The organism is Paraflavitalea soli (assembly GCF_003555545.1).
GTDB classification, from domain to species: Bacteria; Bacteroidota; Bacteroidia; order Chitinophagales; family Chitinophagaceae; genus Paraflavitalea; species Paraflavitalea soli.
Genome location: NZ_CP032157.1, coordinates 2,497,082 through 2,515,705, shown reverse-complemented (window position 1 = coordinate 2,515,705; position 18,624 = coordinate 2,497,082). Strand labels below are relative to the sequence as shown.

Below are 18,624 nucleotides of genomic sequence, written 5' to 3'. Positions count from 1 at the left end.
TGATAAGGTTTAAAAATGGCATCGTTGGTTAAATGTATTTCGTGTTTGGTTTTTATTTACTTAGGGGTGAGCATGCTGACCTTGTTTTTTTGTTTGTTTGAGTTGCCGGTTACTGAAATATTGTCGAACGTGGTTGTATTCAGGTTGGCGTTGTTGGAAGCAACTACCAATCCAACATAACAGGTGCCGGACATGGGTACCGTAACAGGCGTCCCTACCGTAAACCAGGTTTGCCCGTCTGTTGACTGATAAGCGGTAACTGTATTGCCGGCTTTTTTTAGACGGAACCAGGTAGGCGCACGTGTATAGGCATTACCCGTTTGGAAATTCATGGCGCCACCTGCAGCACTGCGACTTCCAAACCGGGCTTCCCGGACGCCGCCATCACCAGTGGTCATGCTGCATGCAATGGCATCAGCAGCCAGCGATCCCCGGATCATAATGCCTGTTTTTTGTGACCCACCGCCATTCCAGGTGGCGGCTGCAAGCCTTGCGGTAATTGTCACATCGCCGGTTATCGATCTATAGGCATAACTCAAACCATCTGCTGCACCGCCAATACCTGCACCGGACCCCTTTACTATAAAAGTTCCCTTATTTACATTCGCATAGCCGGTATTACCTGCAGTGGCGACCGTGCCGATATCCTGATGTACCCAACCAGCAGGCAATGCGCCGGCTGCAGTTGGTGTGGCACTTGCCTGTGCTGAATGGTTACTTGTTCCTGCCTGGTTGATGGCAGACACGGCATAGTAATAGGTAGTGCCATTGGTTACACTGGTATCTTCATATAAAGGGTAGGTTCCTCTGTAGGTGGCGATGGTAGTATAGGGGCCACTGCTTGTTGTTGAACGTAGTACATTGTATCCATTTGCTGTTGCTACCGGTAGCCATCTTAACCACACTTTCCCCACGCTGGCTGTTGCCCCCAAGCCGCCGGGAGCAGCTGGGGCAGGAGAGGAGGGGTAAGGTGATGCAGCTGCCGTGAGTGTATAACAGAGTGTGCCAAAGCCAAGGTTGTCGTCATGCACAAACCCTTCGGGCCGGTTCACTGCTGCCATGGCTTTTACATTGGGTGCAGACAAACCTTTTCTTACCACGTAGTGGTTATAGATCATTTCCCAAATGGGGCGCTGCAATCTGCCCCTGCCCCAAAAAGCATATTGCTCAGAAGCCCAATAGTTTTGAACATTGTCACAGTTGTTGTAAGTGGTGTAGGGAACATCTTTCCATAAATTGTATTTAGCAGTATACTCAGCTCCTTTTAACAAACGGTTGTCATCATAGCCATAGAGATCAAGCCCCTGGTTCCAGGCTATCTGGCAAATGCTGGCCAGCATACCCACCCCCAACAAGGCATGTTCCTGATCGCGGCCTGTTTCCTGCCACTGACCCAAACCTCCGGGATGAATAAAAGGAATTGTTTTGGTGATATTACCGTTGCCTGCACCGGATTTAAGATAGGTAATGGCCTCATTGAATTTGGCGGCATCATCACACAAAACACCCATGCTTAAAATGGCTGTGATGTTACAAAGGTCCCAGTTGGCCCAGTAATGGGTGATGCAGGTATTGTTGTGACGGGTTAAAAAATCATGGCAATTGGGATACAGGTAAGTGGTCATCATGTTTTTGAACCGATTAAAATCGGCTGATGACCAGTTGGGATAGAGGCGCAGTATTTCTGCAGCTACCGCAAATTCATACACGGCTATACCCATTAATCCGGGAATGTCCTGTCCACTGGGAACCTGGTTTACCGCATAAGCCCAGGCATTTAATATTTTTCGTGAACAGGCTGCATAAGATGTGTCACCCGAAATATACCAACGCAAAGCATTGAGATAGGCTGCCACTGCATCGGCTGATGCCCGCTGACGGCTGACGCCCATATTGGCCTGTGCTGCCGGGGTGTAAGTATTTTGTGCTTTGGGATGAACAGTCAAGGCGTTCCAGCTATCGATCCAGGGGTGGGCGCCGGCTGCCACCTGGGTTTTCATCCGGTCCAGATCGGCCTGTGTGTGCAAGCCGCCGGGATGCACAAATGTCTGGGCAGTTGTTGTAACACTGTAAAAAAGCAACAAGAGAAATAATATAGCTTTCGTTTGATTCATAGCGAGACTTTGTTTTGTCATTGTTGGTTTTTACCTGAAGGTCGTATCCAGATGGCCAGGCCACCGCTGGCCTGCAGTTTGATCTGCTGTACAGACTTTGCATCTACCTGGATGGTTTTTACGCTCACCTTTGTTTGGGAAGCAGCAGCCGGATCGTCAGCATACACCGTGGCGGTATATTGCTTCTTTTTATCCAGGAAATCCAGTGGTAACCGGATGGTGCGTGCATCATTATTGGTGATCACGCCTACGAACCACTCATCGCCTTTGCGGCGGGCCACTGCTGCCTGTTGCCCTGGTTCTCCGGCAAGGACTTTTGTTTGATCCCAGTTTACCGGAATGCGGTCCCAGAATTCAAGTTCCGGCTCATTTTTACTAACAGCGGCCTTATCATACCAGTAGAGGGTCAGGAGGGGAGAATAATAGACAGCGGCCAGCGCCAGTTGATGGGCATGTGTTGTTTTGATCCTGTTCGTATAATAGCAGATCGTATAGTCTGCAGCACCTGCCATATAACGTGTAAATGGCAATACGGTGTTGTGGGTGGCATCGGGCATCTCTTCATTTCCCCTGATGCCCTCAGCGGTAAGTAAGTTGGGCCAGGTACGCTGTTCACCGGTAGGCCTCCAGTCATCATGCACATTAACCAGGATTTTGTTTTGGGCAGCCTTCCTGAACATCTCTTCGATCCAGGTGGTCCATCGATGGGATCCCACCTGCACAAAGCCGAACTTCACGCCTTTTACTCCCCAATCGTGGAATACGCGGAAAATCGAATCCGACTGAGCGAGCAATGCCTGTTGGTTTACATACATAAATACGCCCAATCCTTTTTGTTTTGCATATTGCAGGATAGCCGGGAGGTCAAAATCGGGAATTTTCACCTTGGTAGCATCGGATGAAAAGCTAAATACGGGTCCATACCAGCCGGCATCAAAAAGAACATATTGCAACTGGTGTTTTGCAGCGAAATCGATGGTAGATAGTGCCTCTTTTGTTGTGAGCGACATGGCACGCATGATCTTACCGGGTTGAATCCAGGAATCGTCTGCGATGCGGGAAGGTTCATTCAAACTTAGTAATAAGTAATTGTGTTCTACCAGGTCGCCCGCCCGGTCTGCTGCCATGATCACCCGCCAGGGGGTGGAAAATGGGGAGATCATATCAGCCGGGGTATACATACTCGTCTGGATAGTATTGGGCAGTAGCGGGTGTTTCCTGAATTTGGTGCGGGCGTAGTCCACCATGCCAGCTTCTGCAATACAGGCATAACGACCATCCGGCAATTGAAGGGTAAGGGGGCGCTCCGCTTCATCGGGCCAATCTGCTATAGGCAGTAAGTTGTAGGGGCCCTGACCCCAGGAGGTATGCCAGGCCTTTGTTCCCTGCGGAAACCTGAAAGAAGTATGCTCTGCCATTACCCGGTAGTAAGTACCCTTGCTGTTCTCGGGAAAGTAAAACCGGAGCGCCACGCCCTCATTGTAGGCCCTGATCTGCACCCGCAGGGGATAGATCGGATTGTCTTCTTTTATGAAATCTATTTCGGCCATTTTGTAATGATCCGGCACAAGGTTCCGTTCGCCATACAATGGCCGCCAGGTAGTGTCAACAGTGCTATAGGTGATCTTTTTTACCAGGAGGTTTGCACACCAACGGCTATGTGTATCTACTTTCAATGCCATGGCGCTTTCGGAAAGATGGTTGTCCAATGCAATATCAAGTTCAGATTCGCCAATGAATGGCTGCTGCTTATAATCCACCTTGTAATACATTTTCTTCTCATTGCCCTCCTGTTTCTGGCAAAAAGTTACTACATAATCCCCATTGGGTGATGACAGCGTTGCCTTTGAAGCATCGATCACGTGTTGAGCTGTTGCAACTGCCGGTAATATTGCCAGCAGGCCGATTGAAAATAGGCTATTCTTCCAGTTGTTCATCATGCAGAAACATCGTTTTTTCCTTGTCGTAATCTGTTTATCATTCAGTTTAATTTTTTGACAGCATAACCTGGCCTCCGGCTACACCTTCCGGAAACCTGCGGCTGGTGAGCACTATATACCATTGATTATTGATGAAGGATTGGATATCTGCTGTGTCAATGCCCTGGTAACCGGAAAGTCCCCGGTTGAAGCTGCCGGAAATGTTTGCTTTACTGACTGCATTAACAATCACCGTTACGGGAACGGTTTTCGCCGGTATAGCGCCGGCAACTGGTGTGTTCCTGAAAAACACCACGCCTGTTAATGTATCGAGTTTTATAACAGTAGTGTCTTTCCTGTAGGCCAACGTGAAGGTAAATCCATTGGTCTGTTCGTCGTACCAGCCTGTAAGGCTGGCCTTTGTTGTATCGTTAGCGGTAGCCGGATTTAGTTTTGAGCCATCCAGCAAGGATGTTACGGCATAGGTTGCACCCGTCAATGGTTCAAGTTTGCCTCCCTTGGTACAGGCGGCCAGTGCGGCTACAGCCAGGATAGACAGGGAGATGAAATATTTTCTCATATTCAATATTTGGAATGAGTAAAATGTTCTTTTGTTAGTAGCCGGGGTTTTGTTTGAGCAGGGGCGATTTGGTGATCTCGCTTTGCGGGATGGGCCAGAAATACATGGCGTCGGTAAATACATGCCTGCGTATGACAATAGTGCGGTAGCTGAAGGTCCCATTTGCAGCACGGGTGATCTCCATGCCATGTGTTTCAGCATTTTCGGTTACGGGCGCGATCTTCCAGCGGCGGATATCCCAGAACCGGTGCTCTTCGTAAGCCAGTTCCACCCTTCTTTCGTGGCGGATGGCTTCACGCATTTCTTCTTTTGTCATATCTGCTTTCAATCCGTACAGGTTATTGGCCCCGGGGAGTATGCCTGCGCGGCTGCGTATCAGTTTCAGCCAGTCGTACATGTCAGTGGAAGGGCCGTTATATTCATTGGTTGCCTCGGCCGCATTTAACAGTACTTCTGCATAACGCATTACCACCCAGGGACGGTAAAGCTCGCCACCTGCGCCGTTGCACATTTTGTACCTGAAATAGCCTGTTATGGTGCCGGTAGATGTATAGATGCCGTCAACGCTTGCACTGGTGACTGCTGCATTTCCTGTTGGAATTACGCCGGTATAGGTATTGACGGGCTGGTCGCCAAATGAGCCCATATTCCGGATAGCGCCATTATAATGAAGGGTAGTGGTAAGCCGTGGATCCCTGTTCTTGTACATATCATTGCCAATACCGGGATAACCGGAAGCAGGATCTGTTATCCGCAGCCCGTTGATCATATCAAATTCATCTACCAGCTCCTGCGTTGGAAAATATTTGGTTCCTGTCCACCCATTCATACCTCCCCTGGAAGTGGGATTTGAGCTGGCTTCGACATAAAAATTATTGCTTGTTGCCGTGGGTTGCCAATAAACGAGCACATGTTCCACCTGCGGGGTATTTTGCAGGAAGAGTGTATACAGGGGCGTAGCAGAGGCGGTATATAAGCTATAAACGCCCAGGTCAATTACCGCTTTGGCAGCGTCGGCAGCCTGCTTCCAGCGTTCGGGATCTGCGCTGGGGAAAGTGAGCAGATGTTCCGGATCATCTGCCCTTGGCCCACTATTGACCAGGGGGCTGGCTGCGTATAAAAGCATTCTTGCCTTTACTGCCAATGCAGTCCCTTTTGTTACTCTCAACTGGTTTACATCGCCCGGACGATAAGAGAGGGGGAGTGCTGCTGCGGCGGCATCCAGCTCATTGGTGACGTATTTAATGCAGGTTTCGTAGGAGCTGCGTGCCACATCTATCTTCTCATTATCGCCAAATATTTTATCCCCGATCATTGGTATGCCACCATAATGTTTTATCAATGTGAAGAGATACCATGCTCTTAAAAAACGTACCTGGCCCACCCAGTAGTCTCTCGTTGCATTGGTTACAGGTATGCTGTCTTTGTTCTTCAAAAAGATATTGGCTGCCCTGATCATCCGGAAGGCAGTTGCCCACAGTCCCCCATCGGCATTGTTGGCATTGATGCCGCCACTTGAAATCCGATACGTGTAAAAAGTGGGATCGGGCAGCGGTTCCGATTCATCGCAGGCTGCGTCCAATCCCGTATTATTGAATCTCCTGGGGTTAAAAGATATTCCCAGGTTTGAATACAGGTTATTAATTAAGCCCAGTGACCTGGTACTGTCCTGGAAAACCGCTGTTTCATCAATAGCTGATAATTTTTTCTGATCCAGGAAATCTTTTTTGCAGGCGGTAAAACAAGTAACAGTAGCCAATCCTGCCAATAGGATGCCCCGGTATATTTTTCGTCTGGTCATAAGTGATTTTTTTAGCGTTAAAAGCCTAGTTGCAAGCCAAAGTTGAAGTTGGCCGTGTTGGGATAGGCGCCGCCGGTGCCGTTTGCAATTTCAGCATCCTGCTGAAACTTACCCATCTCCTGTATATTCACCAGGTTGTATCCTGAAACATATACCCTGGCATTCTGAATGATCCTGGTGCTTTTTAACCATCCCCGGGGGATCTGGTAAGCCAGCTCCAGTGATCTTAACCGGGCATACCAGGTATTGGCCATCCAAAAATCAGAGATGGTTTGCCAGGATATATTGTTGATGTTAGAATTCAGTCCGATGCGTGGATAAGTAGCAGTAGCAGCAGTTGCCGGTGTCCAGCGCTCCAGGTTCCAGGGACGCAGGTTGCCATTGAAGGCATCCCCTGCGCCTTCGGCCGTTACCTGCACGGCATAGCCAAACGATCCCTGCAACAACGCTCTTACTGTTAATCCCTTGTAGCCAATTGTAAATTCAGCGCCCAAAACGGTGCTGGGTAAATTCGGTTTCGACAACCAGGTTTTATCAGCATCTGTAATAATGCCATCCCCATTCATATCAACATACTTCAGGTCACCCGGCTGTATAACACTCCATTGCGGAGCAGGAATGCCCTTCTTTACTTTCCCGTTCGCATCAAAATCATCCTGCTGGTAGAACCCAATATTATGATATCCCTTTACTAAGTTCAGCCTGTTTCCCGTTTGGGCCAGGTAAGGATAATCCGGCGCCTCACTGATGTAAATAATACGGTTGATTGCATAAGAAGCATTGGCGCTGATGGAATAATTGACCTTTCCATTATTATTCCTGTAGGTGATCACTCCATCAAATCCCCGGTTGTCTGATTTACCAATATTCCTGCTTGGAAGATCTTGCCCTATTAATGCGGAAACGTCTTTCTGATCGATCAACTGGTCATAACGAAAGTTATAAAAATAGCTGCCGCTCAGTGTAAGCTTTCCCTGGAACATGCTAAGCTCCAGACCCAGGTCGGTCTTTTTTTCTTTTTCCCAGGTGACATCCGGATTTACCAGCGCACCTTCCACGGTGGTATTGCCATAATAATTTGAACCGGTTGTAGCATATTGAATAACGGAATTGACGGTGCCTGGATACCTGGCGTCTGATCCCACCAGACCATAAGATCCCCTGATCTTGAACATATCGAAGAATGGAAACAATTTTTTGAAAAACGGCTCTTCCGCCAGGTTATATCCCCAGGATACTGCCGGAAATATTCCATACCGGTTGTTTTCCTGGAACAGATCATTGCCATTGCGGGCAATGGTAAGGCCCAGGAGGTATTTGCGCTTAAAATCATAATCCAGTCTCGCAGTTGTGCCCCGGTAGTTGATGGGAATGGCGGTACCATTTATATAATTCCGTTGATTGAGCAACAAAAGTCCGGTGAAATGGTGACTGCCAAATGTCCGGTCATAATTGAGTGAGGCCTGCAATATGGTGGTAGAATTAAAGGCGCCACTGGGCGAAGCAACTGAATAAGGCAGCATGCGGTATTGCCCCGGGTCCCTAATTAAGTAGGTGTTCGTAATGCCGTTATATTTGTAGGCCGGTAAACCACTTCGGTTCAGGTTTCGGCCCTCATTGTTATTACCGGCATAAGAAACATTCACTTTAGCAGACAAGCCTGGCGTCACAAAATAAAGCAGCTGCTCTGCACCTACCACAATATTATAGTTGTTCCTGAAACTTCTTATATACCCTCCATTAGCCAACCGGAAAGCAGGGTTAATGGCGCCGTTATTGGTTACCGCTCCCTGGTGTGAAGCATAGCTGCTACTGCCATTGGGATTTATGACCGGCATGGCATAGGGGGCCATATAGCGAAATGCGCCCAGTTCATAAAAAAGCCCGGCCCCTTCTACAGTCCCGCTGGGGTTGTTAACGGTTTCAAAGCGGCCATTGACATCAAACCGGATCTTTAATGTTTTTGTTGGCGTGATATCAAGATTTGACCGGTAATTAAAGCGCCTGTAAAAATAATTGGTGTTGACATAGTCACCCACGGGCTTGAAGTCCTTTAAAATACCATTCTGGGAAAAATAGCCCAGTGATGTAAAGTATTTCACCAGCGCATTTCCTCCGCTGATATCTACATTATAGCGTGATTGGGTAGATGCTTTTTTAAATAAAACTTCTGACCAGTTGACATTGGGATGGCCATAAGTGTCAGAGCCGTCTTTAAACTTCTGCAGATCGTCGGGGGTAAAAGGGAGTACAGGGGCCTGTGACTGTCCGTATGCATCATTTATGGTGGCTTCATTTCTTAGCAGGGCAGTTGCATACGAATCAAGGAAGGTAGGCATCCGGATGGTTTGATTGATGCCGCTTTCGACTGTGAGGTTGATGCGTGGTTTTCCGATACGCCCCCTGGTTGTAGTAACGACCAAGACCCCGTTGGCTCCTTTTAATCCATAAATAGAGGTCGTAGCAGCATCTTTCAGGATGGAAACAGATTCAACCTCATTTACGTTTAATTGCGAAAGCTGTGTGTAATCGTACTCTATGTCGTCTACAATGATCAGCGGTGCGTTATCGCCGGTGAGGGAGTTGGTTCCCCTGATAAAAAAATCGGCTGCGTCAGCTCCAGGTTGTCCGCTTCTTTGCTGGCTGAAAAAGCCAGGTAAGCGCCCGATAAGGGTGTTTTGAATGCTTGCTGTAGGGACGGACCTGATCTCTTCCCCCTTTACTGTGCTAACAGCACCGGTACTGGTGATCCTTTTCTGACGTCCATAACCAATTACGACCACATCTTCCAAACCTTTTAAGTCCCGCGACAGGTGGATCAGTATGGGCGTTCCTGCTACTGCGGTAATGGTCTGTGGCAGGTAGCCAACACTGGTGACGGTCAGTTTTTTTGAACTGCCAGGTTTTAATGAGATGACAAAATTGCCTTGTTCATCAGAAGCGGTCCCATTTTTCAGGTCGCCAGGTTCTGCAATCGTAGCTCCGCTTACAGGCTCATTTTTATCATTTACAACCCGGCCTCTTGTGATGGTATGCTGAGCCCCTGCAACAGTTGACATCAGCGAAAGCCATATCAATATGAATATCTTAATTTTCATGTTGTGTTGTTTATTGTAACAAAGGTTTAGTACCCGGGATTTTGTTCCATGCTTCTGTTTACCTGGGTCTCCTTTATGGCAATAGGAAACAGGTACATGGCATCCGTAAAATAGGGAGTGGTAACCACCTTCGGAGAATAGCTGAATGTTCCATTGGTATTTTTGGTGATGGTAACGCCATGAAGGGCAGTTCCATAAACGGTTTTCGCGATCTTCCACCTGCGTATATCCCAAAATCTTTGTTCTTCAAATGCCAGCTCAATGCGGCGCTCGTTCCGGACTGCGTCACGCATCTGGTCCTGCGACAATCCTGGGGGCAGGGCAAAGGGGGACAGGCCGGCCCGCTGACGGATCTTCGCAACAGCTGCATATACAGCAGCATCAGGTCCTGCATATTCATTTTGCGCCTCGGCATACATTAAAAGAATGTCTGCATACCTGATAATACACCAGGGTGGAACAAAGCCACCGTCCCGGAAAAAGGTGGTTGTATAATTGGCGCTGCTGCTGTCGTTGGCACAAAATTTTTTGGCGTAATAGCCGGTTTGTGTTTGCACGGCAGCCAGGGTAACGTCGTTCGGTTTGTCCCTACCTCCTTCAAAAATTTCTACGGGTCTTTGCAGCCATTTAGCGCCATTATAGAATACGGATTGGTCCAAACGGGGATCGCGGCCTGCGTAGGGGTTGGATGCAGTAAAGCCAGAAGACGGGTCTGTAATGGCTTTTCCATTCTTCATGGGGAAGGCGTCCACAAATTCCTGCGTAGGGCTTACCCGTCCTTCACTATTGCGGTTTGCCGGCTTGTATCCCGGCGGAGACATATAATAGGAGTAGGAATTGTCAATACGGGGATCACTCATCCGGAAGAAAATGTGTTCCTTGTTGGCCCTTTGCAACATCAGGGTATAACGGTTAGGCTCCAGGTCGTAAATTCCCAGGTCTATTAATGCTTTTGCTGCATCTGCTGCTGCTTTCCATCTTTCAGCATTGTAGGAAGGGTACCCGGTATAGGACCTGTCGGGGGTAGGGGAAGGGTTAAATAACGGGCTTGCAGCCAGGAGCAATACCTTTGCTTTAATTGCCAACGCAATGCTTTTGCGCATTTTTCCGAAATCGGCATCGGTTGTTCTGCCGGCCAGGGAGGCGTCGGGACGCAGACTGTCTTTAGCCATATCCAGCTCTGCTACAATGTAGTTTACGCACTCTTCAAAGCTGTTGCGTTTCAATTTCAATAATTCAGGATCATTGGAGTCGAAGACCTTATCACCTAACAGTGGTACACCTCCATACCTCCTGATCAACTCGTAATAAAAATAGGCCCTGAGTGCACGCGCTTCGTTGGGCAGCCATACTTTGCGGGAAGAATCTGCCCAGGGGACCTGCTGATAATAATTTAGAAAAATGTTTGCAGCCCTTATAGCGCTGTAACAATTGCCCCAGTTGTCATCAAATGTAATAAGCGGGCTGTAACCACCGCGAATGATATTCCATGCCTCATTTCCATCGGCACTTGGAACGGCATCGTCGGAAAAGCATTCCAAGGGTACCAGGGAAATGTTGGTCCTCACTGAACTACTAACACCCAAACTGGAACCTCCCAACATCCGGTTGTACCCGGAAGGGATCTTTGAATAGATATTTGTTACCCATTTATAGGCCTGGTCCCCGGTAGGGTCATTCTGATCAAAAATAAAGTCTATAGTAAGCAGTTCAAGCGGTTTGTCTTCAAATGCTTTTTTACAGGATGATACTGTAAAGATGACTGCAACGAATGCAAAACAGATCCAGCCATAATTCTTTTTCATACAGCAATACATTACCAGTTAAAATTTAATGTTGATACCGAAATTGAAGATCTTCATGATAGGATAAGAGGCTCCCCAGACTTCGGGATCCATATCTTTTCTCAGGTCATGGATTTCCGCCCAGGTAAGCAGGTTCAATCCATTGGCAAACAGGCGTGCTGAAGGGATGCCAATTTTGCGGGACCATTTTTCCGGGAAGGTGTAACCTATTTCTACATTTTTGAGGCGTACAAAATCATTATCCTTCAACCAAAAAGAGGAGGTTTGGGTGTTGTTGGTGTTATTGCCCAACCACAGCCTCGGCTGTTTTGCCGTTTCGGCCGTTGCTGCTGTAAACCGGCCCAGGTTGTACTCATACGCATTGTTCTGCCCACTGTTTCCATATCCGTTCATGAAATCGCCGCTTACATAACTCTGGCGATTGAATGTGCCCTGGATAAGTATGGAAAGATCAAGGCCTTTAAAACTAAAACCGGTATTGAGGCCATAATATACTGTAGGTTTTGCATTGCCAATTGGCGCCTGGTCATCGACGGTAATCTGACCATCGCCGTTGCGGTCGAGGTACCGTATGTCTCCGGGCCGCAGGGATGACTTGGGCGATGAAGGCATCACGGCGGTAGCAGGATCATTGATCTCCTCATACGATCTAAACAAACCGATAGCAGTATATCCATATTGCAGTCCTACCGGCTTTCCGGTTGTGATCTGGTAGTCATAATTTTTAGGCAATTCTGCATTGTAAACCACTTTTGATTGAACCAGGGAGAAGTTACCGGAAACAAAATAGTTAAACGCTTTCAGGCGCTGTTGCCAGGTCAGGGAGATATCTGTACCCCAATAGTTGAACCGCTGGTAGTTCTGAAGCGGGTAGCCGGCGCCAAATACAGCGGTAGTAAGGGTAGGTGCGGCAACAAGATCATAGAACTTATTGAAGAAGTAGTCGGCAGTTATTGTCAATTTATTATTCCATAGACCAAGATCAATGCCTGCATCGAATTTTTTGGCTTTTTCAGGAGTAAGTCCTGTATTGGCAATGGCATTTTCACCGGAGCTTTTATCAAGTGAAGAGCCGGAGCCAAACCAATAACCATTGGCGCCGAAATAGGTTTGTATATAGGAAAAGTACCCGGCATTCACCTGGCCGGTCAATCCATAATTGGCCCTTAATTTCAGGTTGCTGATAAAAGGCAGGTTGCGACTGATGAAGGCTTCTTTATGCAGGTTCCAGCCAATCCCTCCGGCCCAATAAGTTGCCCAGCGTTTGGCGGGGGCCAGCCAGTTGTATCCGGCATAACTAACAGCCCCTTCGGCTACGTATCTTTCATCAAAGCAATAGTTCAGCCTGCCCGACCAGGCGGTGTAATTTTCCGGCAGGTTGGTGGTATTGAATGCCAGCCTGCTTTGCTGGCTGGCATTCGTCAAAACAGAAAAGGCATGCTTGTTGAAAGTCCTGTCATAACCAAGTGATCCTTCGAGGTACACAATGCGGTATCTTTCGTTGGCGCCTCCTCCGGTTGTTTGTTCTGTTGTTGCCCCATATTTCGTATAAGCCCCATTCTGGTACTGGAATACTTCAAAATTTTTGCCCCGTGTGGTGGTGAAATAGGTCGTATTGTTGTTGGAAGCCTTCGCTTTCAGGACAAGCCCTTTTGTAAGCACATCCAGTTTTTGAGTAACTTCAAGGTCCACTGCAATATCCCTTACATCCTGAAACTGATACCCCCGTGCCACGGCCTGCCCCCAGATATTGGCATTACCCTGGTATTTGTCGCTGCCGGCCAGCGTTCCATTTGGGTTGAAAACAGGATAAGCCAGTTGGGGAGTCGTTAACAAGGATGAAAAAATGCCTCCAACGCCTCCGCCCGGTTGGTTGTAACGTTGAAAACGGCCGAAGAGGTTCAATTGCACAAACGTGACAGGCGTTACATCCACTCCGACATTCGAACGCAGGGAATACCTGTTCAGTTGAGCATTTGTATTGTATTTATTAATGTCACTGGTTTTAATGATCCCCTTTTCTCTCATATTATCCAGGTCAACAAAATACCTGAACCCCTTACCGCTACCTTGTATATTAAGATTGTAGCGTTCTACACCGGCTCTTTTGTTCAGTACTGTATTGTACCAGTCCACATTGGGCCAGGCATAGGGATCTGTTTGGTTTTTGTAGGCATCAATCTGGGCCTGGGTATATTGGGGAGTAACCGGCGTATTTCCGGCATCATTTTGCCTGGCCTCATTGTACAAGGTGGCATACTGCCAGGCAGATAAGGGTTTAGGAAGCGCTATAGGTGTTTCAAAACCCGTTTGGGCAGTAAATGAAATGCGGGGCTTGCCAACATCTCCTTTTTTTGTTCTGATAGCGATAATGCCATAGGAGGAGCGCTGACCAAACATCACGGTGGAAAGCGCGTCTTTCAACACGGATATTGATTCGACCTGCTCTGGATTGATAGACAGGTATCCTCTTTCGACACCATCGATCAGGATGATCTGGGCCCTGGCTCCGCGTATATTAAAGAACATTCCGTTGCCATCAAGACCGGGGCCGCCGCTGGAGAAGCCGATATTCAAGCCGGCCATTCTTCCTGGCAGTGCCTGGAGAATGTTGGGCGAAGGGGTGGTCACTAATTGTGGAGTAGTGACGGTTGAAATTGACTGGAGGACCCGGTGCGAAGGAAGTTTTCCGAATAATAGTTCTACGGGTTGTTGCGGGCTGATGATCGTATCGCGGCCTTCTTTAAAAACACCGGCGGCAGTGTCTGATACGGTCTGCGCTGCTCCGGAGCTGATCCCTATAATGTTAATTAACAAGCAGGACAACAGGCGGCAAACACCCTGTAGGCATAATTTCTTTTTCATAATAGCAGTAGATTGATATGCAATCGTTGGATGACAAGAAAACAGATAAGATCCGTTTACGCATCAAAAATAGGGTGGGAGCTGCCCTATTGGCAGGGGGGTATAATCATAAATGGAGGGGTGAATCATGATTTTTTCACAAAAAAGAGGGTCAATGCGATCATTTTCCGCCGTCGCCGGTGATGGTAAACCTGTCCTGGAATGGTTTGCGGTATTTTTTGATGTATTCGGATGGCTTCATTCCAAACAGCTTGCTGAACTGCTCCCGGAAGAATTTGGGGTCATAGATGCCGACCTGGAAAGCCACTTCGCTTACATTGTGGTTGGTATTGATGAAAAGTTCCGCGGCCTTGCGTAGCCGGATAAAACGGATGAACCCATTGGCTGTTTGGCCGGAAATCAGCTTGATCTTTTTATAAATGCTTGAATAGCTCTTGTCCATTGCTGCCGCCAGTTGCAGCACAGAAAAGTCCTCATCATCCAGGTGATCCTCTACAATGGAGATACACCGGTCAAGAAACTCTTTATATTCTCCTGATATCTTCTGATCCTGTTTATTGAGGGTAATCTCGTTGAAAAAGAACCGTTGGAGGTTATCCTTGTTCTTTAACAGGCCGGTCACCCTGGCCTGCAGCAGTTCTCTGTCAAACGGTTTCATGATATAGTCGTCTGCCCCGCCTTCAATACCTTCCAGTTTCAGTTCGGAGCTGTGTGTGCCGGTCAGCAGTATCACGGGTATATGACCAAGGGCGGAATGGCTTTTGATGGCTTTACAAAAATCAATACCATCGCCCTGTTCCATTTTTACATCGCTGATAATAATGTCCGGCACCTGTTTTTCCGCCAGTGCCAATCCTTCTGCCCCGCCACCGGCCTCATACAGGGAGAACCTGTCCTGGAAAATTTCCGTGATGTACCGGCGGATAGCAGGATCGTCATCGACAACCAGCATCAACTGTTTGCCGGTCAGAATGGGTTCCACCGTTACCGGCCAGTGCTCAGCGCCGGCCTTTTCTTCCGTGATATCTGTGTCTGCCTCTTTTATCAATTCCGTCAGGGACAAAGGCTGCGGGAGGGCTGTTTGTGCCATCACTTCAGGGTTGAAATGAGCATGTCCTTTAAGCAGTTGGACCCGGAAGGTGCTGCCAACACCGGGTTGGCTTTCATAAGCTATGGACCCTTTGTGGGCGGTAACAATTTGCCGGACCAGGTAGAGACCGATCCCGAAGCCGGGCTTGCTTCCCCCGGCTTCTCTTTCGGCCTTATAAAATTTCTCAAAGATCTTTTCTCCCGCCGACCCGGGAATGCCGGCCCCCGTATCTGCAACGGTGAGCAGCACATGGTTGCTTTCCTCTTCTATTTGTACGGCAATCTTTCCTCCCTCAGGGGTATATTTTAATGCATTCGATATGAGGTTGAATAAAACGATCTCCATTTTTTCGCGGTCCACGTACAACTCCAGGGATGGATCGGGGCCAATGAATTCAAACCGGATATGGCGGGTTGTTGCCTGTTGCACAAAACACAGGTAGATCTCGTAGCAGAGGGAATAAAAATTCAGGTTGGCAACCGTGATCTTGTCCAGTGAAGTATCTGCTTTGCGGAAAAATAACAACTGGTCCACCAGGCTAAGCAAGCGGCGCGCATTGCGGTAAATGGCCGTCAGTTCACGCCGGTTTTCCATCAGCCCCTCTGCATCCGTTTTCTTCACGAGGTCTTTTGCGGGGTTAATGATCAATGTGAGCGGGCTACGGAACTCATGGGTGATGCTGGTAAAGAAGTCGAGTTGTTTTTTCTGTAACTCCTTTTCTTTTTCATTCAGCAAACGTTCTCCTTCCAGTACAGCTTTCTCTTTTTCGTATTCAGCGCGCTGTTTATCTTTTTCCAGTTTTTCCTTTTCGGTATTGAAATTGGCAATGGCTATTTCATATTTCAATTTTGCCTGTTTTATGCGGTAACGCCACCAGGCTACCACCAGTAAGGCCAAACTTGTACTATAAAACAGGTAAGCCCACCAGGAGCGGTACCAGGGGGGCAATACCCTGACACGGACTATGGTTTCCCTGCCATTCCAAAGTCCTTCTGCATCTGTACTTTTTACGCGGAATGTATAAGTGCCCTCTGAAAGATGCGTATAACCTGCTGTGCGCAGGGAGCCGCTGTAGTTCCAGTTCCTGTCCCATCCCTCCAGGTAATAAGCATAGGATATTTTTTCCGGCAGGGAGTATTCGAGTGCTGCAAAATCAAAGGTAAGGGCTGCTTTATCGTAGGGGACCCGCAGTTCCATGACGCCATCTGCTATTTCATTCTTCATCGTATAAGGACTGCCATACCTGACGGGTGCATTACTTACTTTTACACCTGTGATCACCACGGCGGGCGTATCATTCACCGGCTTAATGTTGGCCGGGTTGAAAATATTAAAGCCATTGATACCGCCCAGCATCAACTCGCCAGACTGTAATTTCAATGCTGCATTGTAGTTGAACTGGTTGCTTTGCAGGCCATCGTTATGGTAGTAATTCCTGAAGGTATGGGTGGCAGGATCGAAGCGGGACAGGCCGTTAAAGGTACTGATCCATAAAGCTCCCTGTGCATCTTCGTTGATGGTGAGTACGGAGTTGTTGCACAACCCCTGGTCTGTGGTATACACTGCGGTTACCTTCCCCAGCTTTCTGTCAAACAACATCAATCCTCCTCCTTCGGTACCGATCCAGAGCCTGCCCGAGCGGTCTTCATAGATGGCGTGGACTGCCACCCCTATGTCAAAAAAGGCATGTTTCTTTTGTTGCCTGTCGATCCTGACCAGTTGACTGAGATTACCACCCCAGAGTTGGGCATTCCTGTCTTCCGTAAAAGCAAAAAGATCTGACAGGCGTGTATCGAAGGCATCAAACCTGTCGGCTTGCCGGTTATAAAAATACAGGGCGGCATACCTGTTTCCCCGGCGCAGGGTGGTGGCCCAAAGGGTATCGGAGCGGTCTTTGTAGAGCACACATACAACAGGATCTTCAAAGCCGGTAGCGGGGTTTATGCATTTGTATGTCCGGATGATTTTACCATTGTGTTGCGCCCGGATGATACCGGCGTCAAATGTCGCCAGCCAGGTATCATCCGGACCATCGCCGCATATATAGGTGATAGCATTGGAAGGCAGGCGTACGCCGGTATTTGCCACACGTGCGAGGCTAAAGAAGGTGTCGTTCTTCCTGTTCCAGATATTCACCCCGGCATCATCAGTGCCAATCCACAATTGACCGTCCGGTGCTTCATAAAATGCAGTTACAAAATTTCCTTTGAACCTTCCTGGAGCTGCGGGGTCATGGGCAACGGTGCGAAAGCGATTCCGCTGCCAGTCAATAATATTAATTCCCGCTTTTTGTGTCCCGATCCATTTGCGCGACTCCGGATCATCCAGAATTACACTTATATCCACACTGGAGAGGGAATATTTGGAATCGCCGGCATCAAGCTGTTCGGTCCTGCCGGAAGAACGGTCCCAGATGGTAATACCGCCACCGATAGTACCTATCCAAAGACGGTTGCTTTTATCCAGCGTCAAGGCGTTCACCCTGGCAGATCTTAACTGACCTTGCTGCCCGTTCAGCCGGTTGGTGCAGGTGCGATCGGTTGTATTGTATTCAAATAGACCATTTGATGATCCTATCCAGACAATATTGCCGGAGGATTCAAGGGCAGGCGCTGTTTTTACGGTGCCATCCACGTATTGGAGGGTGCCCGAAGGCTTATCATATATAAATAACCCGCGGTTCTGCACAAAAACCCACAGTTTTCCTTCGGCAGTAACTTCGAGCGACTGGACGCTATAAGCAGTTATGCTGTCGTGCCCGGCGATCAACTTAATACGCGAAGCGGTTTGGCTTGCTCCGGCACAAAGCAGCAAACCGGTATTCTCTGTACCAATAAATACGTTGTTTTGATGATCGGTAGCAATTGCGCGAACCACATCTTTCAGGATGGCCGGGCCTCCCTGTACACCCAGGTGGCTAAACCGGTCGGTTGCCACATTGTAAACGCTAAGCCCCTGCCTTGTGCCCACCCATATATTCCCTGACCTATCTTCCCCCAGGGTATAGATGACGGGGTCGATAAGGGAATTGGAATCATTAGGTTGCTTGCGGAATACGCGGAACTCGTAACCATCATACCTGTTCAAACCATCGAAGGTGCCTATCCAAATGAATCCGCGTTTGTCCCGCAGGATGCATCTTGCGGAGTTGTTGGACAAGCCCTGGTTGATACCGAGGTAGGTAACCGGTATCTGGGTGTAGGCATACGAACATAGGAACAGAGCAACCCATAATGCAGTATATCGAACAATGATTTTGCTCATCACAACACTTGTTAATCCGATGGTCCCCGGGGCCGGGATACAGCGACCGTTCTGGACAACGGTCATCATTCCGGACTGGCAGGTGCAA

General features: G+C 48.3%; 8 protein-coding genes. All 8 read right to left on the bottom strand.

Going from position 1 to position 18,624, the window contains the following annotated elements; genetic code table 11:
- Nucleotides 1–56 precede the first annotated feature (56 nt).
- Nucleotides 57–2,114 (bottom strand): alginate lyase family protein, encoded by a 2,058-nt coding sequence (locus D3H65_RS09210; protein ID WP_162915508.1) that lies wholly within the window; start codon nucleotides 2,112–2,114, stop codon nucleotides 57–59.
- A 17-nt stretch (nucleotides 2,115–2,131) separates the two neighbouring features.
- Nucleotides 2,132–4,054, bottom strand: a complete 1,923-nt coding sequence (locus D3H65_RS09205) for a glycoside hydrolase family 97 protein (RefSeq protein WP_245999711.1) — start codon at nucleotides 4,052–4,054, stop codon at nucleotides 2,132–2,134.
- Between the two features lie 46 nt (nucleotides 4,055–4,100).
- Nucleotides 4,101–4,613, bottom strand: a complete 513-nt coding sequence (locus tag D3H65_RS09200; RefSeq protein ID WP_119050025.1) for a hypothetical protein — start codon at nucleotides 4,611–4,613, stop codon at nucleotides 4,101–4,103.
- A 34-nt stretch (nucleotides 4,614–4,647) separates the two neighbouring features.
- Nucleotides 4,648–6,414: a RagB/SusD family nutrient uptake outer membrane protein gene (locus D3H65_RS09195; protein WP_119050024.1), complete on the bottom strand. Its 1,767-nt coding sequence runs from the start codon at nucleotides 6,412–6,414 to the stop codon at nucleotides 4,648–4,650.
- Nucleotides 6,415–6,431: 17 nt separating this feature from the next.
- Nucleotides 6,432–9,512 (bottom strand): SusC/RagA family TonB-linked outer membrane protein, encoded by a 3,081-nt coding sequence (locus D3H65_RS09190; RefSeq protein WP_119050023.1) that lies wholly within the window; start codon nucleotides 9,510–9,512, stop codon nucleotides 6,432–6,434.
- A gap of 26 nt (nucleotides 9,513–9,538) precedes the next feature.
- Nucleotides 9,539–11,317: a RagB/SusD family nutrient uptake outer membrane protein gene (locus D3H65_RS09185; protein WP_162915507.1), complete on the bottom strand. Its 1,779-nt coding sequence runs from the start codon at nucleotides 11,315–11,317 to the stop codon at nucleotides 9,539–9,541.
- Between the two features lie 18 nt (nucleotides 11,318–11,335).
- The gene (locus D3H65_RS09180) at nucleotides 11,336–14,182 is read right to left on the bottom strand and encodes a SusC/RagA family TonB-linked outer membrane protein (RefSeq protein WP_119050021.1); all 2,847 of its coding nucleotides are present in this window, start codon (nucleotides 14,180–14,182) and stop codon (nucleotides 11,336–11,338) included.
- 160 nt (nucleotides 14,183–14,342) lie between these two features.
- Nucleotides 14,343–18,536, bottom strand: a complete 4,194-nt coding sequence (locus D3H65_RS09175) for a hybrid sensor histidine kinase/response regulator transcription factor (protein WP_162915506.1) — start codon at nucleotides 18,534–18,536, stop codon at nucleotides 14,343–14,345.
- Nucleotides 18,537–18,624 lie beyond the last annotated feature (88 nt).

Coding starts and splice junctions, on each gene's coding strand:
- D3H65_RS09190 (WP_119050023.1), bottom strand. CDS start 9,512: ATGAAAATTAAGATATTCATATTGATATGGCTTTCGCTGATGTCAACT.
- D3H65_RS09195 (WP_119050024.1), bottom strand. CDS start 6,414: ATGACCAGACGAAAAATATACCGGGGCATCCTATTGGCAGGATTGGCT.
- D3H65_RS09185 (WP_162915507.1), bottom strand. CDS start 11,317: ATGAAAAAGAATTATGGCTGGATCTGTTTTGCATTCGTTGCAGTCATC.
- D3H65_RS09175 (WP_162915506.1), bottom strand. CDS start 18,536: ATGAGCAAAATCATTGTTCGATATACTGCATTATGGGTTGCTCTGTTC.
- D3H65_RS09180 (WP_119050021.1), bottom strand. CDS start 14,182: ATGAAAAAGAAATTATGCCTACAGGGTGTTTGCCGCCTGTTGTCCTGC.
- D3H65_RS09210 (WP_162915508.1), bottom strand. CDS start 2,114: ATGAATCAAACGAAAGCTATATTATTTCTCTTGTTGCTTTTTTACAGT.
- D3H65_RS09205 (WP_245999711.1), bottom strand. CDS start 4,054: ATGATGAACAACTGGAAGAATAGCCTATTTTCAATCGGCCTGCTGGCA.
- D3H65_RS09200 (WP_119050025.1), bottom strand. CDS start 4,613: ATGAGAAAATATTTCATCTCCCTGTCTATCCTGGCTGTAGCCGCACTG.